This is a genomic window from Peptoniphilus sp. SGI.035, from assembly GCF_050315115.1.
GTDB lineage: Bacteria > Bacillota > Clostridia > Tissierellales > Peptoniphilaceae > Peptoniphilus_A.
In genome coordinates this window covers 73136-98048 of sequence record NZ_JBNPOJ010000006.1, presented here as the reverse complement: position 1 = coordinate 98048, position 24913 = coordinate 73136, and the positions used below count along the sequence as shown (strand labels likewise).

The window sequence follows — 24913 nt, the reverse complement described above, 5'->3', positions numbered from 1 at the left end:
AGAATTAGTGAAATATATTTTCACTGGGATCGTGGAATTTTACAACTTTGGCTGGCACGCCAACTGCAGTTGAGTTTGGTGGAATGTCATCTAAGACGAGAGCACCTGCTCCGATTTTCGCACCGTCACCAATGACAACTGGTCCAAGGACAGTTGCGCCTGTTCCTATTATAACATTGTTGCCAACTGTGGGATGTCTCTTTTTTTCTTTTTCATTTCCCGTTCCGCCAAGAGTGATATTGTGATACATATGACAGTTGTCGCCAATTTCTGCAGTTTCTCCAATGACCACAGCCATGCCATGGTCAATGAAGAGATTTTTGCCAATTTTTGCACCAGGATGAATTTCAATTCCCGTTTTCTTTCTTGCTTTTTGAGAAAACCATCGGGCGAGAGTGGTGTGATTTTTTTTGTAAAAGTAATGTGCAATTCTGTGGTTAATCATTGCATGGACAATTGGATACATAAATATTGCCTCAAATAAACTTTTACAAGCGGGGTCTTCCTTTAAAATAAATTTTCCATAAGATTTTAATTCTTTAAAAAAATTATTCATTTTTAAACAAGTCTGTAGACATATACCTTTCTGCAGAGTCAGGGGCAACTGTTACAATGTTGCCGCCAATTTCTTTTTGCATCTTTAATGCACCAACCACATTTGCCCCAGCGGATATACCCACTAAAAGCCCTTCTTCACTAGAAAGTCTTTTCGCCATTTCAATTGCTTCTTCTGATTTTACTGTAATAGTCTTGTCGAGAATTTTTTGGTCTAAAACTTTTGGAATAAAGTTTGCACCAATGCCTTGAATTTTGTGTCCGCCAGATTCTCCCCTTGTGATCATTGGAGATTCTTCTGGTTCAAGTCCCCAAACTTTAATAGATGCATCCTTTGATTTTAAAAATCTTCCAACGCCAGTTACAGTTCCGCCAGTTCCAATCCCTGCTACAAAACCATTAATTTCTTTTAATTCACTATAAATTTCTGGACCAGTAGTTTCCTCGTGAGCAAGTGCATTGTATTTGTTTTCAAATTGGTTTGGCATAAAATAATTTCCTGTTGCAACTAGTTCCTTTGCTTTATCAACTGCGGCTTGCATTGCTCCTTCGCCAGTTAAAATTAAGTTTGCACCAAAGGCTTCAATTAAATTTCTTCTTTCTATGGACATGGAAGAAGGCATTACAATATTTACTTTGTAGCCAAGGGCTCGACCTATCATTGCAATGGCAATTCCAGTATTGCCGCTAGTTGGCTCAACTATTTCCATTCCTTCTTTTAGCGAACCATCTTTTATTGCTCCTTTTATCATATAAAGAGCAGCTCTATCTTTGATTGAACCTGCGGGGTTAGATTTTTCCACTTTGACAAAAATTTTGCCATTGCCAATTTTTTCTAATTGAACTAATTTTGATTTACCAATTGTTTCTAATAATTTTGTCATTTCTTCCTCATAAAAATAAATAAAAAAAGAGAGCATATGAATTCATATACTCTCAAAATCTTCTTAAAAAATTTTAATATATTGATTCACATTCAAATAAGTCCTATAAAATTTTTTATAGGACAACAACAGAATGCTTGGCTTGTGAAATTTTTAAAGTTTTTAAAGTTTTTCATTTTTATCGCCTCATCAATATGTGTTAACTATACTATCAAAAAAACATTTTGTCAAGCTATGATAAAATTTGTTTACCTTTAAGTTATTTACATAAAAATCTGGTTTAAAAATTATTTTTATGCTAAAAATTTTTAAAATTAAATAAATTCTCGAATTTTCTTGAATATAATAGGACAACTTAGTTATAATGTAATAAGTAAATAAAAAGAGGTGTTTTATGAAAGTTTCAGTAATCCTGGCAGCAGGAGAGGGAACGAGAATGAAGTCCAAAAAGCCAAAGGTACTTCATGAAATTCTTGGAAGACCCATGCTTTTTTATGTCCTAAATTCTTGCAAGCATTCGCAAATAGAAAAGAATATTATAGTTGTTGGACACAATAAGGAAAAAGTATGTGACGCTTTTAAAGAAGACGAAGATGTAGAATTTATTGAGCAGCCCATTGGCGACGATGTGCCCTATGGAACAGGTTTTGCTGTTTTAAATGCTCTTGATAAAATAGAAGATGAAGATACAGTTATTATTTTAAATGGTGATACTCCCATAATTTCAAATTCAACTATTTCCTGCTTTTTGAAATTCCATGAAGAGAGAAATAACGATGTTACAGTTTTGTCGGCTGATATGAAGGATCCTACAAATTATGGCAGAATCGTAAGAGATGAAAATGCAAATGTTGTTGCGATAGTTGAAGAAAAAGATGCAAATGAAAAACAAAAGTTAATTCGTGAAATTAATTCGGGGGTTTTTGCCTTTAAAGGTGCTTCTCTTAAATTTGCCCTTTCAAAAATCGACACAGATAATGCGGCAAATGAAATGTATATTACAGATGCCCTTGAAATTTTAGTTGAAGATGGCAAAAAGGTTGATTCCTTTAAGCTAAGAGATACTAGAGAAATTCTTGGAGTAAATTCGAGATATGAACTTTCTGTTGCAACAGAAATTTTACAAGAAAAGATAAATAAAGAGTATATGCTAAGGGGCGTTGGAATAGTTGATCCAAAGTCTACATATATTGAATGGGGTGCAGAAATTGAAAGTGATGTAATGATTTATCCAGGCACTCGCATTGATAGATATTCTGTAATAAAAGAAGGCGTAGAAATTTATTCTTCTACAATAAAAAATTCTGAAATTGGAGAAGATGTAATTATTAGATCTTCTGAAATAGAGGATTCAACTATTGGAAGAGGAACTACTGTGGGTCCTTACGCTCATCTTAGACCAAATTCTAGGGTTGGAGAAAATTGTAAAATTGGAAATTTTGTCGAAGTTAAAAATTCAAATATTGGAAATGGTTCTAAGATGAGTCATCTTGCTTATATAGGTGATGCCGATGTTGGAAGTGGCGTAAACATTGGTTGTGGGGTTGTTTTTGTAAATTACAATGGCAGAGAAAAGTTCAGGACAAAGGTTGGCGACAATGCCTTCATAGGTTCTAATTCTAATTTAGTGGCGCCAATAATTGTGGAAGACAACGCTTATATTGCAGCAGGTTCGACAATAACTAAAGATGTTTTAGAGGGTCAGCTTTCAGTAGAGAGAGCTACTCAAAAAAATATAGATGGATGGGTTAAAAGAAAAGGATTTGTCAAATAGGAGGACATAATTATGAACACAGTTAACGGAGATATTGTAGTATTTACAGGGAATTCTAATATAAGTCTTGTAGATAGAATTTGTGAAAACTTGGGAATTGAAAAGGGCGCTTGCACTGTTTCAACTTTTTCTGACGGAGAAATTTCTATTGATATTGGTATTTCTGTAAGAGGCAAGGATGTTTTTGTTATACAATCTACTTCTTCACCAGTTAATACTAATTTAATGGAACTTTTAATTTTAATTGATGCACTAAAGAGGGCATCTGCTGGAAGGATTAATGCAGTTATTCCTTATTATGGATATGCAAGACAAGATAGAAAGACTAGGGCAAGAGAACCTATTACATCAAAACTTGTTGCCGACCTATTGACTAAAGCTGGAGCGGATAGAGTTGTTGCAATGGACCTTCACGCAGGACAAATCCAAGGTTATTTTGATATTCCTGTTGACCACTTGACAGCAATTCCTTATCTTGCAAGATATTTTAAAGATATTGTAAGAGAAGATGACTTTGTAGTTGTTTCTCCAGATTTAGGTGGAGTTACTAGAACTAGAAAATTTGCCAATGAATTAAATCTTCCAATTGCAATTATAGAAAAAAGAAGACCAAAGGCAAATGTATCTGAAGTTATGAATATCATTGGAGATGTTGACGGAAAATCTGTTATTTTAGTTGACGATATAGCAGATACTGCGGGAACTATTACTAAGGCAGCTGATGCATTAAAATCAAGAGGAGCAAAATATGTTTACGGAGCTGCAACTCACGGAGTATTATCAGGTCCTGCAATTGAAAGAATTAAAAATTCATCTCTTGAAAAATTTGTAATCACTGATACAATTGAAATTCCAGATGAAAAGAAAATTGACAAAATTGATGTTGTGTCTGTTGCTCCAATTTTTGCATCAGCAATTAGGAGAATTAACACTTCAACATCAGTTAGTGAAATGTTTGAATAAGGTGATTTAGTGTATATAATAGCAGGTCTTGGAAATCCCGGAAAAAAGTACGAGGACACGAGACACAACATTGGATTTAACACTATTGATGCACTTGCCGATAAATTGAATATAAAAGTTAATAAGATTAAATTTAAGGGGCTTGTAGGTGAAGGGAGAATAGCAGGAGAGAGGGTTATTCTCCTAAAGCCCCATACTTTTATGAACAATTCTGGCGAGTCAATAGTTGAAATTTTGAATTTTTATAAATTAAAACCAGAGGATTTAATAGTAGTAGTAGACGACATAGACATTGAGTTTGCACAGTTAAAGATAAAAAAGAATGGCTCTGCCGGCACACACAATGGACTCAAGTCAATTGTAAATTTAACAGGAAGTAAAAATTTTGCTAGGTTTAAAGTTGGTGTTGGCAAAAAGCATCCCAACGAAGATTTGGCAAGTTTTGTGCTATCCACTTTTCCTGCAAAGGATAAAAAACACATTGAAGATGCAATAGATGCCTGTGCCGATGCAATTATTGAAGCCGTGGATAGAGGTATTGATGCTTCTATGAATTCTTATAATAACAATATTTATTGAGGTGGAAGTTGAATTTTTTAATAGATAGTGTTAAGAATTTAAAATCCTTTAGGGAACTAAGTGATTCAATAAAAAACTCAAAGAACACTGCTGTTTTTGGTTCAGAAGAAGCAGTGCTCTCTCTTTTTGCGCCTGCCTTTAGTGATATTGGCAAAAAAGTATGTGTAATTTCACAAAATAGGGTAACTGCTAGAAAAACTTACGAAGATATTTTAAGTATTTCTAGTGGAAATTGCGTTCTCTATCCAGAAAAGGACGTGTTTTTTTATGATAAGGACTCAAAGTCTAAGGAAAACACAAAGAAAAGGCTTGAGGCAATGGCGGAAGTTTCAAAGGGCAGCGCAAATATTGTAGTAACTACGCTAAATGCACTTACTGCAAAGATTACGAAAAAGGAAATTTTTTCAAGTTACAAAATAAATATAAAGATGCAATCACAAATTTCCGTGGATGAATTGAAGAATAAACTTATAGAAATGGGATACGAAAGATTTCCAAGCGTTGAAGGTGTGGGACAATTTTCTGTAAGAGGTTCTATAATTGACATTGCTACTTCTGATGCAAATTATAGAATTGAACTTTTTGATGACGAAGTTGATTCCATAAGAAGTTTTGAAATTGATAGCCAAAGGTCCATTGAAAAGTGTGAAGAGATAGACATCTTTCCCATAGAAGATTTGATTTTAAAAAGGGATGAGAAGAAAGAAATTGCCGATAAAATCAAAAAAGATATTGCAAAGACAAAACTCACAGGAAAAGAAAAGGATAGACTAACAGAAAAGTTTTTGAGGTATGTGGACAGACTTGAGAACGATGAAACTATATTAAATAAGGATCTAATCTTGCCCTATGTAAATGGAGATGAACTTTCTTCTTTTTTAGATTACTTAGATAATTTTATTTTCTTAATTGACGAGCCAACTAGAATCGTCGAGAGAGAAGACGAGCTTTTGGTGGCGAATGGAGAAAAATTTGCGATTTTAATAGAAAATGGCGAAGTTACAAAGACCCACGAAAAAGCTTTTTACGATTACAAAGATATTGTGTATAAGCTAAATGAAAATGAAGTTATAACCTTTAACGCACTTTTAAAACCTCCAAAGATGTTTACTCAAAAGGATATAGTGAATATCAAGGTGAAGAGCGTTACTAATTATATGTCGAAGATAAAGTTATTTAAAGATGACTTAGACTATTATTCAAAAAATAGATTTAAGGTAATTTTACTTGGAGCTACTGAAAAAAGAGCAAAAAGACTTTTTGACCATTTAGTAGAACTTGGATACTCGCCAGAACTTGCAAAAGAACATGGAGATTTTAGAAAATATGCCGATTTAGTTGTTACAACTGGAGCATTAAATGATGGAATTGAATTTTCTGATTCAAAAACAGTTTTTATAAATTATTCTGAAATTTATGGAACATTTTCTAAAAAGAAAAAAAATAAGGTTTCTAAGGAAAAGTCCCTTAACTTTGATGATTTAAAAATTGGCGATTTTGTAGTTCACGAGGCTCATGGCGTTGGCAAATATATTGGAACTACAAGACTTTCAGTATCGGGAATACAAAAGGATTACATCGTCATTGAATACGGTGGTGAAGACAAATTATTTTTACCAATTGAATCTCTTGACTCAATTTATAAATATGTGCAAGAGGGCAAAAGGGCGCCAAAAATAAATAAATTAAATTCTCTTGATTGGAAAAAGAAAAAAGCTCACGCGAAAAAATCTATTGACGACATGGCTGAGGAATTAATAAAACTTTATGCAACTCGTGAAAATATGAAGGGCTATGCCTTTAGCAAAGACAGTCAATATCAAAGAGAATTTGAAGATGCCTTTATTTACGAAGAAACAAGTGGTCAGTTAACTTCTTCTGAAGAGATAAAAGAAGACATGGAAAAGCCAATTCCAATGGATAGACTTCTTTGTGCAGATGTTGGTTATGGTAAGACTGAGGTAGCACTTCGAGCTGCCTTTAAGGCAATACTAGATGGAAAACAAGTTGCCTTACTTGTTCCTACTACGATTTTAGCGCAACAACATTACAATACAATTAAAGAGAGATTTAAAAATTTCCCAGTGGGTGTTGGACTTTTGTCGCGATTTAGAAGTAAAAAAGACCAAAAAATGGATCTTGAAGGTTTAAAAAATGGAAATATTGACATTATAGTTGGCACTCACAGACTTTTGTCAAAGGATGTGCATTTTAAGGACTTGGGACTTCTGATAATAGATGAAGAGCAAAGATTTGGAGTTCGCCACAAAGAAAAGCTAAGAATGTTAAAAGAAAATGTAGATACACTTACCCTTACTGCAACCCCAATCCCAAGAACGCTACAAATGTCCATGATTGGAATAAGAGATATGTCTGTAATCGACGAGCCACCTGAAGAGAGATTTCCCGTTGAAACTTATGTCTTGGAATACAACAATTTAATGGTTAGGGAGGCAATTTTAAAGGAAATTGAAAGAGGGGGACAAGTTTACTTTTTGTACAACAAGGTTTCAAATATGGAAAATAAATTATTGGAACTTAGAAAACTTGTGCCAGAAGCAACTTTTGCCATGGCAAATGGGCAGATGAGTGAAAAAGCCTTAGAAGATACGATGATTGATTTTATAGAGGGTAATGTTGATGTTTTAGTGTGCTCGACTATTATAGAAACGGGCATGGATGTTCCAAATGCAAATACGATGATAATTACGGACTCAAATCGTCTTGGACTTTCACAACTTTATCAACTTAGAGGAAGAATTGGAAGGTCTTCTAGAATTGCCTATGCTTATTTTACTTATGATAGATCTTCATCAATTTCTGAAGTTGCACAAAAGAGGCTTCAAGCTATTAAGGAATTTACGGAATTTGGGTCTGGGCACAAAATTGCAGAAAGGGATTTAGAAATAAGAGGTTCAGGTTCAATATTGGGCTCAAGACAATCAGGTCATATAGAACAAATTGGTTACGACCTTTACATGAAGTATTTAAGGGAAGCCATTATGAAGTTAAAGGGAATTGAAGTTGAGGAAAAAATCGACACTACAATTGATTTAAAATTAGATTCCTTCATCCCTAAAGAATACATCGAAGACGACAGGACAAGACTTGAAATTTATAAGAAGATTTCCGTAATTGACACTGAAGATGCTTACTCTGATTTAGTTGAAGAATTAATCGACAGATTTTCTGATTTTCCAGATGAAGTTTCAAATTTAATGGATATAGCACTTTTAAAGAACAAGGCACAAAAGACAAATATAAAGTCTATTATAGAAAAAAATGGCGAGTACAGAATAAAAGTTGAAGGCGAAGTTTCCCTTGAAGCAATTATGGAACTTAACAATGAATTTGAAAATATCTCCTATTCCATGGGAGATGAAAATGAGATTATTTTAACTAAGTTAAAATATCCTCTTGATGATTTAAAGAAACTTGTTACTATTTTGCATTTACACAAAAATGACACAAAATCATCTAAAAAGTAGTGTATAATAAAGTTATTAATTTAAAATATAAACAAGGAGAAAAATATGAATTTTAAAAAATTAGGTAAAATAGCAGTAGCTATTACACTTGCAAGTTCACTAGTAGCTTGTGGTGCAAAAAAGGGAGTAGCAGCAAATGTTGGCGGAGTTGATATTCCAATGGAAGCATATTATAAATCTTATGCAGCAAGAGTAAATCAACTTACTTCAATGTATGGCGAAGATGTTCTAAAAAATAAAGAAGATGGTAAAAAATCTACTGATGAACTTTTAAGAGAACAAGCTATCACTGATTTAACTACTACTGAAGCATTGAAACAAGATGCTGAAAAATCAAAAATAACAGTAAGTGATGATGAAGTTAATAAAAATATTAGCGAAATTGAAACACAACTTGGTGGAAAAGAAGCTTTTGATACATTTTTAAAACAAAATGGACTTCCAAGAGATTATGTTGTTGAAAATATGAAAAATCAAATGTTAGTTGGAAAATGGACTCAAGAAAAAACTAAAGAATTAACTCCAACTGATGATGAAGTTAAAAAGTATTATGAAGACAACAAAGATAAATACTTTAAAGCTAAGGCATCTCATATTTTAGTTAATGATTTAAAAGAAGCTAATGTTCTTAGAAAACAAATCCTAAAGGGCGAGGATTTTGCTAAAGTCGCAAAAGAAAATTCCAAGGATACTGGCAGCGCTAAAAACGGAGGATCACTTGGCGAATTTACAAGTGGTCAAATGGTAAAAGAATTTGACGAACAAATTGCAAAGATGGATGCTGGAGATATTTCTGAACCAATTAAAACTCAATTTGGTTATCATATCATTAAACTTGACGAAAAAACTCCTCTTGAATTTGACGCGGTGAAAGATCAAGTTAAGGCTACACTTCAACAAGAAAAATTTAAAGAATATGTAGATAAAGTTAAAAAAGATGCAAAAATCAAAATTTATGTTGACACTAAAAAAGAAGTTGAACTTCCAGATGAATTTAAAAACTTTGGAAAAATAGAAAAAGAAGAAAATTCAAAAGCTAATAATGCAGAAAAAGCAAACGCAAAGGCAGGCAATAAAACTGCAGAAAAAGCAAATGCAAAGGCAGATAACAAAACTGCAGAAAAAGAAAATAAAACTAAATAATTATTGAAATTTTATAAATTTTAATTTATAATTAAAAAACCTGTATTGAGAAATTCTAATAAAGTTTAGCAAGTCTCATTCAGGTTTTTCTTTTATTAAGTTTTTGTAAATTATAAAAAAATATAGAATTAATTCTCTATAATTAAATATAATTTTATAAATCTGTTATAATAAAGTAAAGGTATTTCAGTAGTGAGGTGAAGTCATGAGCTTTTCATCTGAAGTTAAGAATGAAGTTGCAAAGATAAAAGTTGACAATTATGAAATCATTCTTTCTGAACTTGCAGGCATAACGCCAATGTGTGCAGTTTTAAATTTTAAAAACAACAAGATTTCCATGGAATATATCACAGAAAATGCGTCAGTAGCGAGAAGAGTTTTTACTTTTCTCAGAAGATCTTTTGGATTTGATGTGGAAGTAAAGAATGCAAAATCAACTCAGCTTAAAAAAAATGTATTTATCATATATATATCACAAGATGAGTCTTGCAGGTTATTACTTGATGAGTTAAAATATATAAAAGGTGCAAGCGTATTTATGATTAACTACGAACCTACTGATCTCATAAAAACTGTAAATGAGAAGAAGGCATATATACGTGGTGCTTTTTTGGGTTCAGGTTCTATTACAAATCCAAACAAGGGCTATCATTTGGAATTTGTTTCTGAAAACGAATCCAACGCATATTTTTTGATGGATGTAATTAATGAATTTGGATTCACTTCAAAGATTATTATGAGAAAGGAAAAATACATAGTCTACATTAAGGACTCTGAACAAATTTCAGATTTTCTTTCTTTAATTGGTGCTTATAATTCTGTATTGAAGTACGAAAATATCAGAGTTATAAAAGAAATGAGAAATAATGTCAACAGAATAGTAAATTGTGAAACTGCAAATTTAAACAAAACTGTTAAATCATCCTATGATCAAGTGGAGGACATTAAATTAATTGATAGAGAAATTGGGTTGGAAAACATAGATGAGGATCTTAAGAAGGTTGCAATTTTAAGACTTAATAATAGGTCTATGAGTTTAAATGACATTGCTAATTCAATAGACCCTAAAGTCTCAAAGTCCACCGTTAATTATAGATTTAAAAAGCTAAGAAAAATTGCTAACAATTTGAGGGGTGTATGAAATGACAAATAAAAAAGTTGTACTTAATAATAATGAAGGGCTTCACGCAAGAGCGGCTGCGCTTTTTGTGAGAGAAGCAAATAAGTTCGCTTCTGACATAAATTTAGAGGCACATGGAGACAAGGTAAATGGCAAGAGTATAATTGGCATTATGTCCCTTGGAGCTTTTAAAGGTGAAGAGATTATCATTGAAGCTAATGGTGCTGACGAAGAAGAAGCCGTTGAGAGATTATCTCACTTAGTTGAAAAAGAATTTATAAATCTTTAATAATATGCTTTTTAGAGTTTTGCTTTGGCGAAACTCTTTTTTTCGGCTCTATGTCAAATAGTGTTAGTGGATAAAAGCAATTATATAGGGTTTATTGCCTAGACCATATATTTTTATGGGACAATTATTTATTTTAATTAAATATTTCAAATAAAAATAGTGCTGATGATTTATCGCCAACACTATTTATTATGGAATCTTTATTTTTAAAATTTATCTAATATATCATGATGCCCAATGTCTAAAAGAAATATCAATTCATTATTTTCGTAGAACCAAATAATTCGAATATCCATATTAATAGAAGATTCCCATATATCATCAGTACCTTGAATCTTCTTAGTACGTAGTGATGGGTGAGTAGGATTTTCTATAAAAAATTTAAGTTTCTTTTTAGTTTGCTCTTTTTCAGTATAAGATAGTTTCTTGTAATGTTTTTTAAAGGCTTTCGAATAAGTGATTTTATAAGGCATTACTTGTCTAATTCCTCAAAGAGAGAATCGATAGAATCAAAGACAGGCTGATTTCCATTTTTAATAGATTCTTTAATTTCTTTAACTTCAGCTTTTAAATTTTTTATAATGTGTTCAGGATAAATGGCAACTGGAACAAGAACGATCTTTCCATTATCTTCAGTTACCTCAAATTGGTCGCCTTGATTTAAGTTCATAGAATTTACTATGTCTTTTGGGATAGTTACTTGGGACTTGGCTTTTAGTTCAACTAACATGACAAAACCTCCTTAGTTAGAAATTCATACTTTCTAACTAAATTGTACTATTTCTAAGAAAAAAGTCAAGGGAGAGTAAAGTTTAAAGAATTGGAGTAAGCAATTGTAGTATAGTTATAATAGAAAAATAATTATGATAATAAGCCTTGAAGATAATATCTTTAGGATTTTTATGTTCTAAAGGGCTAAGAATAGTGAGTTGTAGGTAGGTAAGATACAGCTTCATACTGCCAACAAAGTGTAAGGATTAAGAGAGCAGATGTGTATTAGAATTTATTTGACTAAGAATGGCAATTGTTAAACAGTGTTGATGAAGAAAGTAAGCAAAGTGAGGCAAATCTCAATTATGAGAGGAGTCTCACTTTTTGTTTAAAAGCAAAAAACAAGAAAATATTTTAATTTGTAAAATAGTGCTGTTGATAAATTATTGGCATTATTTATTATATAACCTTTTTCATGTCCTTTTAATTGAACTAAGGCTTTGATAAAATATAGCTAGATAATTTTTTAAAATAAGTTGAAAAAATTATTTTAAATTCTTAAAGTAATTTGATGTTTGTATAAAGATTAAAGGATGATTTTATGAATAAATTTGTGCATTTGCATTTGCACAGTGAGTATTCTCTACTTGACGGTTCTACGAGAATAAGTCTTTTGCCAAAGAGGGTAAAGGATTTGGGAATGGATGCCGTCGCTTTAACTGATCATGGCAATATGTATGGTGCCATTGCCTTTTATAAAGCGTGTAAAGATGTGGGCATAAAACCTATTTTAGGTTGCGAGGTCTACATCTCAGAAAAGGACTTGACTATTAAGGACAAGTCCAACAAGAGATATCACTTGATACTTTTGGCAGAAAATAATGAAGGGTTTAAAAATATTATGAAAATTGTATCCATTGGCTTTGTTGATGGATATTATTACAAGCCAAGAGTTGACAAGAGTGTTTTAAAGAAATATTCAAGGGGTGTGATTGCAACCTCAGCTTGTCTTGGAGGTGAAGTTCAAAGATTTATTTTGGATAGAGATTTGGAAGCGGCAAAATCTGCTGCAAAGGAGTACAGAGAAATTTTTGGCGAAAATAATTTTTTCTTGGAACTCCAATACCATGGAATGCCTGAGCAAGCTAGAGTAAATCGCGAACTTGTTAAAATATCAGAGGAGCTAGGCATTCCTCTTATTGCTTCAAATGATGTTCACTATTTAGACAAAGAAGATGCAAAGAGTCACGATGTGCTATTATGTATTCAAACTGGGAAGACAATTAATGAAGAAGGACGAATGAAATTTCCATCAGATGAATTTTATTTAAAATCACCTGACGAAATGGCTGCACTTTTTCCTGAAAATAAAGATGCACTTGAGAACACGGTAAAAATTGCCAATAGATGCAATGTTGAAATAAAATTTCACGACCTTCACCTTCCTGAATTTACTGTACCTAGCGAATACACTCACGAGGAGTATTTAAAAAAACTTGCAGTCGAAGGGATGTATTCTCGATACAAAAATATAACAGAGGAAATAAAAGAAAGGTTTGAATTTGAATTTAATACAATAAAAAACATGGGTTATGTGGATTATTTTTTAATAGTCTGGGATTTTATTAGATACGCACGAAAACATGAAATTCAAGTTGGACCAGGAAGAGGTTCAGCCGCAGGTAGTATGATTTCTTATTGTCTTGGAATAACAGATGTGGATCCGCTAGAGTTTGATCTTCTATTTGAAAGATTTTTAAATCCAGAGAGAGTTTCCATGCCAGATATTGATATTGACTTTTGTTACGAAAGACGTGAAGAAGTTATTGAGTATGTAAATAGAAAGTATGGAGAATCCCATGTTGCGCAAATTGTAACCTTTGGAACTATGGCGGCAAGAAATGCTATAAGAGATGTTGGTCGTGCTCTTGACATGAGCTATGCAAAGGTGGACTACATTGCAAAACAAGTTCCACAAGCTTTAAATATGACAATAGAGAAGGCACTTGAAATTTCTGAAACTTTTAAGGAAATTTACGAAAGTGATGAGGATTCAAGAGTTTTAATCGACATGGCATTAAAGCTAGAAGGTCTACCAAGGCATACTTCCACTCATGCAGCTGGAGTTGTAATTTCAAAGGACGAACTCACAGAATATGTGCCTTTAACTCGAAACGACAAAATAATTGCAACTCAATTTAATATGATTGAACTTGAAGAACTTGGACTATTAAAGATGGACTTTTTAGGATTAAGAACTTTGACTGTAATAAGAGATGCAATAAATTTAATAAAAGAAAATGAGGGAAGGACTATTTCCTTTGAAAAACTAGATTACAAAGACCCAAATGTGTTAAAGATGTTTGCGAGGTCAGAAACTCTTGGCGTTTTTCAATTTGAATCAAGTGGCATGAGAGCCTTTTTAAAGGAATTAAAACCTGACGAATTTTCTGATTTAGTTGCGGCAAATGCGCTTTTTAGACCGGGACCGATGAAACAAATTCCAAAATTTGTGGCGTCAAAGCACGACAAGAGTAAAATTTCTTACATTCACCCAAAGCTTGAACCAATACTAAAATCTACTTATGGCTGTATAGTTTATCAAGAACAGGTAATGCAAATTGTGCAACAAATTGGAGGATACTCACTAGGTAGAGCCGATATTGTAAGGCGTGCAATCTCCAAGAAAAAAATGAAGGTAATGGAGGAGGAAAGACAAAACTTTATTTATGGCAACGAGAAGGAAGGAGTTTGTGGTGCAATTGCAAATGGTGTTGACGAAAAATCTGCAAATGAAATTTATGATTTAATAATAGATTTTGCAGATTATGCCTTTAATAAATCTCACTCCGTTGCTTATTCAGTGGTTGCTTATAGAACTGCTTGGCTAAAATATTATTATCCAAGGGAATTTATGGCGGCGCAAATTTCAACTTACACTAATGATATAAAACAAGTTAGCCTTTACATTGAAGAAATAAAAAGACTGGGAATAGAAATTTTGCCACCAAATATAAACTATTCCTTCAAAAATTTTACTGTTGAAAATAATAAAATTAGGTTTGGACTAAAGGCAGTAAAAAATGTTGGCGACAGTTTAATAAAAGTAATAGTCAAAGGACGTGAAGCAGGTGCATATAAATCACTTAAAGACTTTGTTGATAGGATAAATGCAATTGATAAATCAGTGCTAAATAAAAGAGCTGTGGAGTCTTTAATAAGATGTGGTGCCATGGATGATTTTGAAGGCAATAGAGCACAGTACCTAGCTATTTATGAATCTGTACTTTCGGCTTCATCAAGTACGGCAAAAAATAATGTACATGGACAATTTTCTATTTTTGAAAATACAAATGTGAGTGAGGATCTTCCTAAATTAAAAGATTTTAGACAAAAGGACAAACTTGATATGGAAAAGGAAGTTATTGGGATGTATATATCTGGTCATCCCCTTGATCCTTATAGAGAATTAATTGAGAAGAACACAAATATTAATACAAATCAAATTTTTGAGAAATATAGAGAAAATCTTTTGAAATCTAGTAAAGTAAAAGTTGGCGGGATTTTAAAATCAAAAAAAACAATGATTACAAAAAACAATAAGATGATGGCTTTTGCAGCTTTAGAAGACCTTTTTGGCACAATTGAACTTGTAATTTTCCCAAATGTTTTTTCAAAATACAGGGATTTAATCGAAGATGAAAATGTAGTTTTTGTAGAAGGTCATTTCCAAGAATCAGAGGTTGAAGAGCCGAAAATTCTAGTTGACAGCATCGCAAAAATAAAGATGCCGACAAAAAATAAATTATATATTTCCGTTGATTCCATAAAAAATGAAAATGTGAATGAAATGAAAAAAATTTTAAAGGATTATGAGGGCAATACTCCAGTAATATTTTTTGAAGAAGAAAGCAAAAGAGCCTTTGGTACTAATTCAAATATGTGGATTGATTCTACATTCTTTGACGAGATTCAAAACAAATTGGCAGTGTATACTAAGAGTAAAGAAAAAATTATTTTAAAGTAGGTGTGTATGAGAATTGCAATTTTAACAAGTGGCGGCGATGCTCCAGGCATGAATGCCACAATAAGAGCGGTTACTAGGACTTGTATTTACGAGGGTATAGAAGTTTTTGGCATAAGCGGAGGTTACGAAGGTTTAATTGATGCAAAGTTTGAAAAATTGGTTCAGTCTTCAGTAGCCGACATCATTCAAAGGGGAGGAACAATTTTATCAACTTCAAGGTCTGAAAGATTTATGACTGAAGAAGGCTTAGAGAAGGCGATAAATTCTCTAAAAATTTTTGAAATAGATGCACTTATTGTCCTTGGTGGAGATGGGAGTTTAAGAGGGGCAAAGATGTTAAGAGATCGCGGAATAAATGTAATTGGAATTCCTTGCTCTATTGACAATGACCTTGCATACACGGATTTTACTATTGGATTTATGACTGCAGTAGAAACTGTAACTGAAGCAGTAAGCCATATTAGAGATACCACAGAGTCACATTGTCGTGCAAATGTAGTTGAAGTAATGGGAAGAGAATGCGGCGATATTGCACTTTATTCTGGAGTTTCTTCCGGTGCGGAATCAATTATTGTGCCAGAAATTCCCTTAGATATAAATGAAATTGCAGAGAAGGCAATTATGGGAAAGAACAGAGGCAAAAAGCATCACATAATTATTATGGCTGAAGGCTGTGGATCTGCTTTTGATTTTGCAAAAGAGTTTGAAAAACTTACAGGCATAGATACAAGGGTAACTGTTCTTGGTTACATTCAAAGAGGAGGAGCACCAAGCATTTTTGATAGAATTTTGGCATCGGAGCTTGGATACTTGGCAGTAAAAGAAGCAAAACTTGGCAATTCTCTTGCCCTTGGTTTTAAAGATGGCAATGCGATAAAAATGAGTTTTGACGAAATTTTCAAAGTAAAAAAGGTTTTTAGACATGATTTACTAGATATACTAAAAATAGTTTCAATATGAGGTGAATATGAAAAAGACAAAAATTGTTGCTACAATTGGACCTTCAAGTGAGAGTGAAGAAATTTTAAAAAGATTATTCACAGAAGGTGTAAATGTCGCTAGATTAAATTTTTCTCACGGAAGCCACGAAGAACATAAAATAAAAATTGACAGAATAAAAAAATTAAGGCGAGAAATGGATCTTCCCATTGGCATAATGCTTGACACAAAGGGACCGGAAATTAGGCTAGGCGATGTAGATGGCGAAGTTATTTTAGATTCAGGCGATGAATTTATTTTAACTACAAGGGATTTATTAGGCGACAAAAAGACTGTAAGCATTTCCTATAAAGAGCTATATAAAGATGTCAATGAAGGCGATAAAATATTAATTGACGACGGACTTGTGGAGCTACAAGTAAAAAAGATTCGTGGCGAAGATATTATTACAGAAGTAAAAAATTCTGGAACAATTTCATCTCACAAGGGTGTAAATGTGCCTGGTTCAAACTTAAATCTTCCTGCTCTAACAGAAAGGGACATTGAAGATATAAAATTTGGGATAAAGGAAGATGTTGACTTTATCGCAGCATCTTTTATTAGAAGTAGAGAAGATGTCCTTGCAATAAGGAAGGTTTTAGAAGAAGAAAAAGATTACACTACAAAAATTATTTCAAAGATTGAATCCCAAAAGGCAGTAGAATTAATCGACGAAATAATCGAAGTTTCCGACGGGATAATGGTAGCAAGGGGAGATCTTGGCGTAGAAATCGAAACAGAAGCAGTACCAATTGTGCAAAAAGAAATTATAAAAAAATGTAATATAGTTGGAAAAACTGTAATCACTGCAACCCAAATGCTTGACTCCATGATTAGAAATCCAAGGCCAACTCGTGCAGAGACAAATGATGTTGCAAATGCCGTCTTAGATGGAACAAGTGCAGTTATGCTTTCTGGAGAAACTGCAAGTGGAAAATATCCTATTGAAGCAGTTGTTACAATGAGAAAAATTTTGGAGTACACGGAAAATACAATTGATCACGAAGAAATTTTGAAAAATAGAATGAGAGATGTGGAAAATTCAATGACCAACTCCATTGGCAAAAGTGCTTGTGTAATTGCAAGAGATCTTCACGCAAAGGCAATTATCACTGCTACAACTTCGGGCAATACTTCGAGAGCTATTGCAAAATTTAGACCGGAGACGCCAATAATTGCATCAACACCCTTTGAAAAAATTAAAAATCAATTAAGTATTGTGTGGGGCGTTATGCCAGTAAAAGTCTTAAATTTCAAAGATACTGACAATTTAATCGATGCCTCAATTGATGTCGCAGTTACAAAGGGATTTATAAAATCTGGCGATTTAGTTGTATTGACAGCAGGAGTGCCGGCAGGCATTGCTGGTTCTACAAATTTATTAAAAATCGAAAATGTTTCAGAAATTTTGGGACGAGGAACTGCAATTGGAAAAAAGAAAAAGAAGGCACGAGCAGTTGTAGCAAATAGAATTGAAGATTTAGAAAAAAACTTTAAGACTAAGGACATAATAGTATGCAACGGAACTGATGGCAGGATGATTCCTTATATGGAAAGATCTTCAGGATTTATTACAGAGGAGGCAGGTTTTACATCAAATGGAGCTGTGGCTGCAATTTCTCTTGGTAAAACTGCAATTGTTGGCGTGAAAAACATCACAGAAAAGATAAAAACAGGAGACATTATAACAATAGATCCAATAGATGGAACTGTGAGAAGATAAATAAAATTTGTAAAAAAAAAAAGACCTTTGTGATTAAAAATTATCACTAAAAAGGTCTTTTATTTTTGTGTAATCAATTCTCTTTAAATTTTCTTCGTGTTCCTTTAAATTTGAATTGAAGTTTTCAAATTTTACTTTAAACTTTTTTGACTCCGACATTAATTTTAGATTTGCAATTCTGTCAGATTCATTTAAATAATTAAAATAATTTTTGCTTCTCTCGTCTAGTGCGTAATAAATCTTGTCAAGACTTTTTGAAAGTCCAAGTAAATTGTTTAGAGTTAAAACAAGATCTATTACAAAGATTAAAGTCAATAAGATGGCGACTGAGCTAATAATTTTATCTCCAGCTGCAGAGAAAAACAATAACATAACTGGTGTTAAGTATTTAACAATAATTATATTTGCCATTCCAAAAACTATTAAACCGTAAAGGCATACTCTTCTTTTAATTTGAAATGGATAGGCGCCGTAATCCCACCATCTTTGGTGAAAAAATCTTTCCAATAAGTAACCAATGAAGTACTCAATTGTGCAGGACATAAGTGCAGAGTAAATAAAAATGTAAAAGTTAGATTCAAAGTTTTTTAACATCAAATAGGATATTGTTGCACCAATGCCATAGATTGGGCAGAAAGGTCCAATTAAAAATCCTCTGTTATAAATTTTGTCTAGCTCAATTGTAGAGCAAGGGAAACTTTCCCAGCACCAACCTATAAAGGAGTAGACAAAAAATATTAAATATAGTTCCTTAATATTCATAAATTTTCCAAACCCACTTTCATAGATTTTCTTCTAACAGTTTCCACAAGGGAAACATATTTGTCAGAATAAGTTACAATCCAAGATTCCAAATACATTGGCGGAAGAATAGTTAGTGGGAACATATGCTTAAGGATGATGTCCCTTTCAATTCTATTTATCTTTAATTCACTCTTTGCATTTAAGTATGCTTTCATTGGATGAGTGAATCCATGGATTAATCGCTCTCTTTTGCCGTCGTGCCAATCGTATAAAAAGTAATCGTGAAGTAGAGCTCCTCTTATAAGTGAGTCCATGTCCACATCTAAATTGTATTTTTCAGCAATTTCAATTGCCTTTTTTGCGACAGAAATAACGTGAGAATAGACAGAGGTGTTTCCATGTTGTATGAAATTTTTTGTTTCTTTAAATCTCGTGTTCTCATTTAAGAAGGCGATAATTTCTTCAAGTCTTTTTTTGTTATTCATATAATCTCCTCAGTATTATTCTATTATATAAAAGTAAAAAAAATTCAAAGTTTGTGTTAAATTTTTAATACATTTCAAATTTTTATTACTAATGTAAAGCAATAGAGTTTAAAATTCTATTTTTTACCATAAAAAATGGCAAAAAAATAAAAGCCATATTTCTATGACTTTTATATTTTACTAAAATTTTGTTTCAAAGTAAATTCTCTTTTCCTTTGCTGTTAAAATATCTCTAATTTCTAAAATCTTTGCGCTTTCTCTATCAACAGTTAATACAGAAGTTGCCTTGTCAAAACTAGAATTTTCAAGAGAATATCTTTCTGCGATTTTTTTGATTTCATCTTCTTTTTTAGTTGTAAAATCGTAAATAATATTTTCTTTTCTGTTTAAAATAGTTGGATTTGTGCTTACACAATTTAAAAATTCAATTAGTTTTTCTACTGTAAGTGATTCTTTGAAATTTATGTTTTCAAATTCATTGGCATCTAAAGATTTTTTAGTTTTTACGTCTTCAACTTTAACGCCAATTTTATCTCTGTCTATATCCCATGGATTTTCGCCAAGTGAATTAATTATGTTTGCATACTTTTCATTTGTGGAAATTGTTTTTTCTACTGTTTTTTTAGGCTTAGATTCAACTTTTTTAATTGGTTCAGTAGTTTTATCTTTAGCAACATCAGCTTTAGGTTCGACTTTTTTAACTGGTTTAGTAGTTTTGTCCTTAGCAACGTCAGACTTAGTTTCAACTTTTTTAATTGGTTCAGTAGTTTTGTCCTTAGCAACGTCAGCCTTAGGTTCAACTTTTTTAACAGGTTCAGTAGTTTTGTCCTTAGCAACGTCAGCTTTAGGTTCGACATTTTTAACTGGTTCAGTAGTTTTGTCTTTAGCAACGTCAGGTTTAGATTCGACATTTTTAGCAGGCTCAGTAGCTTTATCCTTAGCAACGTCAGCCTTAGATTCAACTTTTTTAACAGGTTCAGTAGTTTTGTCCTTAGCTACGTCAGCTTTAGATTCGACATTTTTAGCAGGCTCAGTAGCTTTATCCTTAGCAACGTCAGCCTTAGATTCAACTTTTTTAACAGGTTCAGTAGTTTTATCCTTAGCAACATCAGTTTTAGTTTCAACATTTTTAACTGGTTCAGTAGCTTTATCCTTAGCTACCTCAGGTTTAGGTTCAACTTTATTATTTTCAGTTTTTTCGGAAGGAACTTCAAATATTTCCTTTGATTCTGAGCTTCTTTTTTCTCTTCTCTTTTTAGCACGGTCTTTTTTTCTGGAAGCATCGTATTTTTTTTCGTCCTTACTTTCAAAAGTCTTTACAGAATCATCTTTTTTTATAGCATCATCATTTTTAATTTCTTCTGTCTTATGTACTTTTTCAACAGAAGGTTTTTCTCTAGCCTCAATAGATTTTTTAGCGTTTGGAGTATTTTGATTTTTTCTCCACAAGATATAGCAAACGATTACAATAATGGCAACAATAATTATTAAGCCACGCATAATAACACCTCCGATTTATTTATATTATACCACTTAAATACAAAATGACTACTTTAATTCATTAATTTTTAAAAAATAAAATTTTCCTAATAGTTTACATAATAAAGTTGAAATTAAACTAGGCTCGTTATATAATGTTATTTATTTGTTATCCAGATAAAGAAATAAAGTATATTAACAAAACGATATAGAAAAATTAATTTTGCTCATGAATCTGTTAATTTATACTTAATATAATTTAAACTAGGCTACTTAAAAAAGGAATTTTAATTTTTTAAATTAATACTTTGCATAATTTATACTAGACTATAAAAAAATACTAACAAAATTCTAAGTTTATATTAAGTAGACGAAGCTTGATTGACAATGTTTTCACACAGTGTTATATTTTTTGTGGGAGGTTATTATGGAGAAAACTAAAAAAAGACTAAAAAATTTTAAGGCACCTGATGCTTTGCTATTAATATGTATTTTAATGGTAGTAGTATCAATACTTACTTATTTGATTCCAGCGGGAGAATATACTAGACTTTTAGACCCTGAAACTGGAAAAGAAATGGTTGACCCAAATTCATTTCATTATATTAAAAACACTCCAGTAGGACCTTGGAAGGTATTATCTTCAGTTCATCAAGGACTTGTAGAATCAGCTGAAATTACTTCATTCCTATTTATTATAGGAGGAGCTTTTGGAGTGCTTAACTCTACTGGAGCTTTAGAGGCATTAATTTCGAGAACAGCTACTAAATTAAAGGGAAAAGAAAAATTAGTAGTTATATTTTTTGTAACATTGTGGGCATTGGGAGGAGCTTTCTTAGGAAACTTTGAAGAATGTCTTGCCTTTTTACCTATGCAAATAACTCTATGTCTTGCCTTGGGCTTTGACTCAATAACAGGTGTAGTCATAGGAATTTGTGGTGTCGCTGTTGGTTATGTAGGTGGAGTTATGAATCCTTTTACTTTAGGAATATCGCAACAAATAGCACAGCTACCACCATATTCAGGCATTGGATTTAGATTAGTTTTATGGCTTGTAACTCTTATTGTAACCATTGCTTACATATATAGATATGCTGACAAAATTCATAAAAATCCTCAATTATCTTTATCCTATGAAGCTGATAAGACAAGTAAATATAGAGAAGAAATTTCTTCAAATGTCGAATTTTCAATTAGACATAAATTAGTTCTATTATCTTTTGTGCTTGCAGTTATAGGTATTGTATATGGAGTAATAGTATTTCAATTTTATTTAGGAGAAATGGCAGCAGTATTTATTTTATTAACAATAGTGATGGCTTGTATTTCTGAAAAGCCTGTTAATGAAACAGTTAATGCTTTTGTAAATGGAGCAGCTGACTTACTTTACCCTTGTCTATGTGTAGGATTTGCAAGAGGTTTAACTATTATAATGATGGAAGGACATATACTTGATGTTATAGTTCATTCCTTGACAGGAGTTTTAGGAAAGTTGCCATCAATAGTATCTGCTCCACTTTCCTTTATTGTAATATCAATAATTAATCTATTTGTTCCATCAGGATCAGGCAAGGCTGTAATTGTTATGCCTATCTTAGTTCCTATGGCAGATGTTTTGGGAATAACTAGACAAACTGTTGCTCTTGCATATCACATGGGCGATGGTATAACTAATTTACTTTCACCAGCTGAAGCTACAATAATGGTAGCCTTAGGACTAATGAAAATATCCTATGGCAAGTGGATTAAATGGTTTTGGAAATTAGTTTTACTATGGTATTTAATAGGAATAATTGCTTGTATCATAGCAGTAAACATTGGACTTGGACCATTCTAGGAGGAAGAGATGAATAAATTTAATTCAATTAATGATCTAAAGGAAGTACAAGTTTTAAGAAATTTTTTAATGCTTACGGAAATACCACGACCATCTTTTAAAGAAAAAAAGGTTTCGGATTTTTTAAAAAATTGGGCTGAAAAAAACAATTTAGAAGTTAAACAAGATGATAAATATAATTTAGTAATAATGAAAGATGGTCAAAAGGGTGGAGAAAAAAAGAAAACACTAATTTTACAAGCTCATATAGATATGGTATGTCAGAAAAAAGATGGTTTTGATTTCGATTTTGACAGGGACCCAATACCTGTACAAATTGATGGAGACGAACTCAATACAGGTGGCAAAACTACACTAGGTGCAGATAATGGATTAGGCGTAGCCATAATAATGTCTGTGTTAGAGGATAAAGAAATTTCACATCCGCCAATAAGAGCAATATTAACCACAGTTGAAGAAGATGATTTTAGCGGTGTCAACAATCTTTCGAAAGATTGGGTAATAGGCGATAGAGCTATTAATATAGACAATAGCCAAGACGATGAGATTATTGCTGGAAGTAATGGTGGAATGGGAGTTACTTTTTCACTAGATATAAATAGACAAGAAAGAAAATTTTTTAATACTTTTAAAATTAAAGTTGGAGGATTACTAGGTGGTCATTCTGGCGAAGATATAGAAAAGGGCAGAGGAAATGCCATTATACTCTTATCTAGATTATTGGAAAAATTAGAAGATAAAATTGAACTTTTAGATATTGTTGGTGGAACATTTAGACTTGCAATTCCTAGAGAGGCTTATGCAATAATAGGTACAAACCTAGATAAAAATAAATTAGATAATATTCTTAAAGAGTTTGAAGAAGAGCTTCACTTCGAATACAGTGCTTTTTCAGACATCATCTATGTTAATTCCGAAGACTTTACATTAGATAAAGAGGCAATATCTCCAAAAGATCTAGATAAAATAATTAATATTATTAAATTATATCCCAATGGAATATTTGAAGTTGATCCAATAAATAATGTAGTAATTTCATCAAATAATTTAGGAGAATTGAGAATCGAAAATAATACTGTTAAGTTTGTTAATGAAATAAGAGCTATGGAAAAAACACAAGTTGAGTATACACTTAATAAAATTTCCACAATAGCCAATATATTTGAGGGCAAAGTAGAAGGATATGCAAAATATCCAGGTTGGAGATATGACCCAGAAAGCAAATTAAGAAATGATTATAAAAAAATCTTTGAAAGGGAACTTGATGAGAAAATAGAAGTAAAGGTTTCAGCAGCAGGATTAGAGTCGGGGTATTTACTGGAAAAAAATCCTAACTTAGATATAATTAGTGTTGGTCCAAATCACACAGGACTTCACAGCCCATCAGAATCTGCAAATATACCTTCTGTAATTAAATTTTATGAAGCTTTTAAAGTATTTCTTAGAGAGATAAATTAAATATTTTAAAAAATTATTCGCAGAGAGACATTGGGATATAAAAAAACTGATTTTTATTAAGTTTTTTGATAAAATAATTTGCTTAATAATTTTTACAATAAAAGAGGAAGCTATAAAAACCCCATAATTAAAAAGACGAGGAACTTAAATGTCCTCGTTTTTTTTGATGCAATGTTTATTTTTTAGTGAATTTTATAATCCATATGAAAAAATTTTAAAACAAGGCGAATTAAAGAGAATAGAAGAAAAACAAATGGAAAAGAAGACTTAAATTTTAAGGTTTTGAGGGCAATGAAAATTTATAAAAGATTTGTAGAATACATTAGCTTTTATTGAGAAAATATTAATTTAAAAGCTATATAATAAAAATCCTATACCTATAAGAAGTTATGAATTTATTGTATAATATAATTTAAGATAGTTAATAGGATTTTTAAGATGGCACAAGGAGCAAAGAAATGTCCGAATTTGGAAAAATTATTTTTAAAATAGACAAAGTTTTAGAAGAAAAAAATATAAGTAAAAACAAATTAGAAAAAGAAGCTAATTTACAACGAACACAACTTAATTCTTATTGCAATAATAAAGTAAAAAGAATTGACTTAGAAACACTTTCAAAGATATGTTATGTTCTTGATTGCAGGATTGAAGACATTATGGAGTATGTGAGGTAGGT

The 24913-nt window shown here is 31.9% G+C and carries 21 protein-coding genes; 14 read left to right on the top strand and 7 right to left on the bottom strand.

Annotated elements, in window-relative coordinates:
* Positions 1–4: 4 nt before the first annotated feature.
* Together epsC and cysK are read right to left on the bottom strand one after the other, a co-directional pair.
* Complete coding sequence (gene epsC, locus ACQRC6_RS04735) at positions 5–556, bottom strand: serine O-acetyltransferase EpsC (RefSeq protein ID WP_427847971.1); 552 nt, start codon at positions 554–556, stop codon at positions 5–7.
* Positions 549–1439: a cysteine synthase A gene (gene cysK / locus ACQRC6_RS04730; RefSeq protein WP_427847970.1), complete on the bottom strand. Its 891-nt coding sequence runs from the start codon at positions 1437–1439 to the stop codon at positions 549–551. The genes epsC and cysK overlap by 8 nt, the downstream gene beginning before the upstream one ends.
* A 394-nt stretch (positions 1440–1833) precedes the next feature.
* Here cysK and glmU point away from each other — a divergent pair, with 394 nt between their 5' ends.
* The 7 genes from glmU to ACQRC6_RS04695 all read left to right on the top strand — a co-directional run bounded on the left by glmU (position 1834) and on the right by ACQRC6_RS04695 (position 10795).
* Entirely contained in the window at positions 1834–3213 is a 1380-nt protein-coding gene (glmU, locus tag ACQRC6_RS04725; RefSeq protein WP_427847969.1) for a bifunctional UDP-N-acetylglucosamine diphosphorylase/glucosamine-1-phosphate N-acetyltransferase GlmU, read from the top strand.
* 12 nt (positions 3214–3225) lie between these two features.
* Complete coding sequence (locus ACQRC6_RS04720; RefSeq protein WP_293557791.1) at positions 3226–4176, top strand: ribose-phosphate diphosphokinase; 951 nt, start codon at positions 3226–3228, stop codon at positions 4174–4176.
* Between the two features lie 9 nt (positions 4177–4185).
* Positions 4186–4755 carry an aminoacyl-tRNA hydrolase gene (pth, locus tag ACQRC6_RS04715; protein WP_293557793.1) on the top strand — a complete coding sequence of 190 codons (570 nt, stop codon included), beginning with the start codon at positions 4186–4188 and terminating at the stop codon, positions 4753–4755.
* Positions 4756–4763: 8 nt separating this feature from the next.
* On the top strand, positions 4764–8243 hold the full coding sequence (gene mfd, locus ACQRC6_RS04710; RefSeq protein ID WP_427847968.1) for a transcription-repair coupling factor: 3480 nt from the start codon (positions 4764–4766) through the stop codon (positions 8241–8243).
* A 45-nt stretch (positions 8244–8288) separates the two neighbouring features.
* Positions 8289–9386, top strand: a complete 1098-nt coding sequence (locus ACQRC6_RS04705; protein WP_427847967.1) for a peptidylprolyl isomerase — start codon at positions 8289–8291, stop codon at positions 9384–9386.
* A gap of 205 nt (positions 9387–9591) precedes the next feature.
* The gene (whiA, locus tag ACQRC6_RS04700) at positions 9592–10527 is read left to right on the top strand and encodes a DNA-binding protein WhiA (RefSeq protein ID WP_293557799.1); all 936 of its coding nucleotides are present in this window, start codon (positions 9592–9594) and stop codon (positions 10525–10527) included.
* A 1-nt stretch (position 10528) separates the two neighbouring features.
* Entirely contained in the window at positions 10529–10795 is a 267-nt protein-coding gene (locus ACQRC6_RS04695; RefSeq protein WP_427847966.1) for an HPr family phosphocarrier protein, read from the top strand.
* 206 nt (positions 10796–11001) lie between these two features.
* Here ACQRC6_RS04695 and ACQRC6_RS04690 read toward each other — a convergent pair whose 3' ends face one another.
* The gene (locus ACQRC6_RS04690; protein ID WP_427847965.1) at positions 11002–11268 is read right to left on the bottom strand and encodes a type II toxin-antitoxin system YafQ family toxin; all 267 of its coding nucleotides are present in this window, start codon (positions 11266–11268) and stop codon (positions 11002–11004) included.
* Positions 11268–11525, bottom strand: a complete 258-nt coding sequence (locus ACQRC6_RS04685; protein WP_320849735.1) for an AbrB/MazE/SpoVT family DNA-binding domain-containing protein — start codon at positions 11523–11525, stop codon at positions 11268–11270. The genes ACQRC6_RS04690 and ACQRC6_RS04685 overlap by 1 nt, the downstream gene beginning before the upstream one ends.
* A 582-nt stretch (positions 11526–12107) precedes the next feature.
* Here ACQRC6_RS04685 and ACQRC6_RS04680 point away from each other — a divergent pair.
* The 3 genes from ACQRC6_RS04680 to pyk are packed head-to-tail and all read left to right on the top strand — an operon-like array spanning position 12108 to position 18234.
* The gene (locus ACQRC6_RS04680) at positions 12108–15533 is read left to right on the top strand and encodes a DNA polymerase III subunit alpha (RefSeq protein WP_427847964.1); all 3426 of its coding nucleotides are present in this window, start codon (positions 12108–12110) and stop codon (positions 15531–15533) included.
* 6 nt (positions 15534–15539) lie between these two features.
* Entirely contained in the window at positions 15540–16493 is a 954-nt protein-coding gene (locus ACQRC6_RS04675) for an ATP-dependent 6-phosphofructokinase (RefSeq protein ID WP_427847963.1), read from the top strand.
* 7 nt (positions 16494–16500) lie between these two features.
* The gene (pyk, locus tag ACQRC6_RS04670) at positions 16501–18234 is read left to right on the top strand and encodes a pyruvate kinase (protein ID WP_427847962.1); all 1734 of its coding nucleotides are present in this window, start codon (positions 16501–16503) and stop codon (positions 18232–18234) included.
* Positions 18235–18267: 33 nt separating this feature from the next.
* Here the strand turns inward: pyk and ACQRC6_RS04665 are convergent, their stop codons facing one another.
* The 3 genes from ACQRC6_RS04665 to ACQRC6_RS04655 form a co-directional block, all read right to left on the bottom strand.
* Entirely contained in the window at positions 18268–18996 is a 729-nt protein-coding gene (locus tag ACQRC6_RS04665; protein ID WP_427847961.1) for a putative ABC transporter permease, read from the bottom strand.
* A complete protein-coding gene (locus ACQRC6_RS04660) occupies positions 18993–19463 on the bottom strand; it encodes an HD domain-containing protein (protein ID WP_427847960.1) in 471 nt (156 codons plus the stop codon). Before ACQRC6_RS04660 ends, ACQRC6_RS04665 begins: the two co-directional genes overlap by 4 nt.
* Positions 19464–19643: 180 nt before the next feature.
* Positions 19644–20963: a hypothetical protein gene (locus tag ACQRC6_RS04655; RefSeq protein ID WP_427847959.1), complete on the bottom strand. Its 1320-nt coding sequence runs from the start codon at positions 20961–20963 to the stop codon at positions 19644–19646.
* A gap of 406 nt (positions 20964–21369) precedes the next feature.
* On the opposite strand from ACQRC6_RS04655, the gene ACQRC6_RS04650 reads away from it, so the two are divergent.
* From ACQRC6_RS04650 to ACQRC6_RS04635, 4 genes are all read left to right on the top strand, one after another.
* Positions 21370–22779 carry a YfcC family protein gene (locus ACQRC6_RS04650; RefSeq protein ID WP_427847958.1) on the top strand — a complete coding sequence of 470 codons (1410 nt, stop codon included), beginning with the start codon at positions 21370–21372 and terminating at the stop codon, positions 22777–22779.
* A 9-nt stretch (positions 22780–22788) separates the two neighbouring features.
* Positions 22789–24237 carry a beta-Ala-His dipeptidase gene (pepD, locus tag ACQRC6_RS04645; protein WP_427847957.1) on the top strand — a complete coding sequence of 483 codons (1449 nt, stop codon included), beginning with the start codon at positions 22789–22791 and terminating at the stop codon, positions 24235–24237.
* 148 nt (positions 24238–24385) lie between these two features.
* A complete protein-coding gene (locus ACQRC6_RS04640; RefSeq protein ID WP_427847956.1) occupies positions 24386–24508 on the top strand; it encodes a hypothetical protein in 123 nt (40 codons plus the stop codon).
* Positions 24509–24695: 187 nt separating this feature from the next.
* The gene (locus ACQRC6_RS04635) at positions 24696–24911 is read left to right on the top strand and encodes a helix-turn-helix domain-containing protein (protein ID WP_427847955.1); all 216 of its coding nucleotides are present in this window, start codon (positions 24696–24698) and stop codon (positions 24909–24911) included.
* Positions 24912–24913: the final 2 nt, after the last annotated feature.

Coding starts and splice junctions, on each gene's coding strand:
- epsC (WP_427847971.1), bottom strand. CDS start 556: ATGAATAATTTTTTTAAAGAATTAAAATCTTATGGAAAATTTATTTTA.
- cysK (WP_427847970.1), bottom strand. CDS start 1,439: ATGACAAAATTATTAGAAACAATTGGTAAATCAAAATTAGTTCAATTA.
- glmU (WP_427847969.1), top strand. CDS start 1,834: ATGAAAGTTTCAGTAATCCTGGCAGCAGGAGAGGGAACGAGAATGAAG.
- ACQRC6_RS04720 (WP_293557791.1), top strand. CDS start 3,226: ATGAACACAGTTAACGGAGATATTGTAGTATTTACAGGGAATTCTAAT.
- ACQRC6_RS04705 (WP_427847967.1), top strand. CDS start 8,289: ATGAATTTTAAAAAATTAGGTAAAATAGCAGTAGCTATTACACTTGCA.
- whiA (WP_293557799.1), top strand. CDS start 9,592: ATGAGCTTTTCATCTGAAGTTAAGAATGAAGTTGCAAAGATAAAAGTT.
- ACQRC6_RS04695 (WP_427847966.1), top strand. CDS start 10,529: ATGACAAATAAAAAAGTTGTACTTAATAATAATGAAGGGCTTCACGCA.
- ACQRC6_RS04690 (WP_427847965.1), bottom strand. CDS start 11,268: ATGCCTTATAAAATCACTTATTCGAAAGCCTTTAAAAAACATTACAAG.
- ACQRC6_RS04685 (WP_320849735.1), bottom strand. CDS start 11,525: ATGTTAGTTGAACTAAAAGCCAAGTCCCAAGTAACTATCCCAAAAGAC.
- ACQRC6_RS04680 (WP_427847964.1), top strand. CDS start 12,108: ATGAATAAATTTGTGCATTTGCATTTGCACAGTGAGTATTCTCTACTT.
- ACQRC6_RS04675 (WP_427847963.1), top strand. CDS start 15,540: ATGAGAATTGCAATTTTAACAAGTGGCGGCGATGCTCCAGGCATGAAT.
- pyk (WP_427847962.1), top strand. CDS start 16,501: ATGAAAAAGACAAAAATTGTTGCTACAATTGGACCTTCAAGTGAGAGT.
- ACQRC6_RS04665 (WP_427847961.1), bottom strand. CDS start 18,996: ATGAATATTAAGGAACTATATTTAATATTTTTTGTCTACTCCTTTATA.
- ACQRC6_RS04660 (WP_427847960.1), bottom strand. CDS start 19,463: ATGAATAACAAAAAAAGACTTGAAGAAATTATCGCCTTCTTAAATGAG.
- ACQRC6_RS04655 (WP_427847959.1), bottom strand. CDS start 20,963: ATGCGTGGCTTAATAATTATTGTTGCCATTATTGTAATCGTTTGCTAT.
- ACQRC6_RS04650 (WP_427847958.1), top strand. CDS start 21,370: ATGGAGAAAACTAAAAAAAGACTAAAAAATTTTAAGGCACCTGATGCT.
- pepD (WP_427847957.1), top strand. CDS start 22,789: ATGAATAAATTTAATTCAATTAATGATCTAAAGGAAGTACAAGTTTTA.
- ACQRC6_RS04640 (WP_427847956.1), top strand. CDS start 24,386: ATGTCCTCGTTTTTTTTGATGCAATGTTTATTTTTTAGTGAATTTTAT.
- ACQRC6_RS04635 (WP_427847955.1), top strand. CDS start 24,696: ATGTCCGAATTTGGAAAAATTATTTTTAAAATAGACAAAGTTTTAGAA.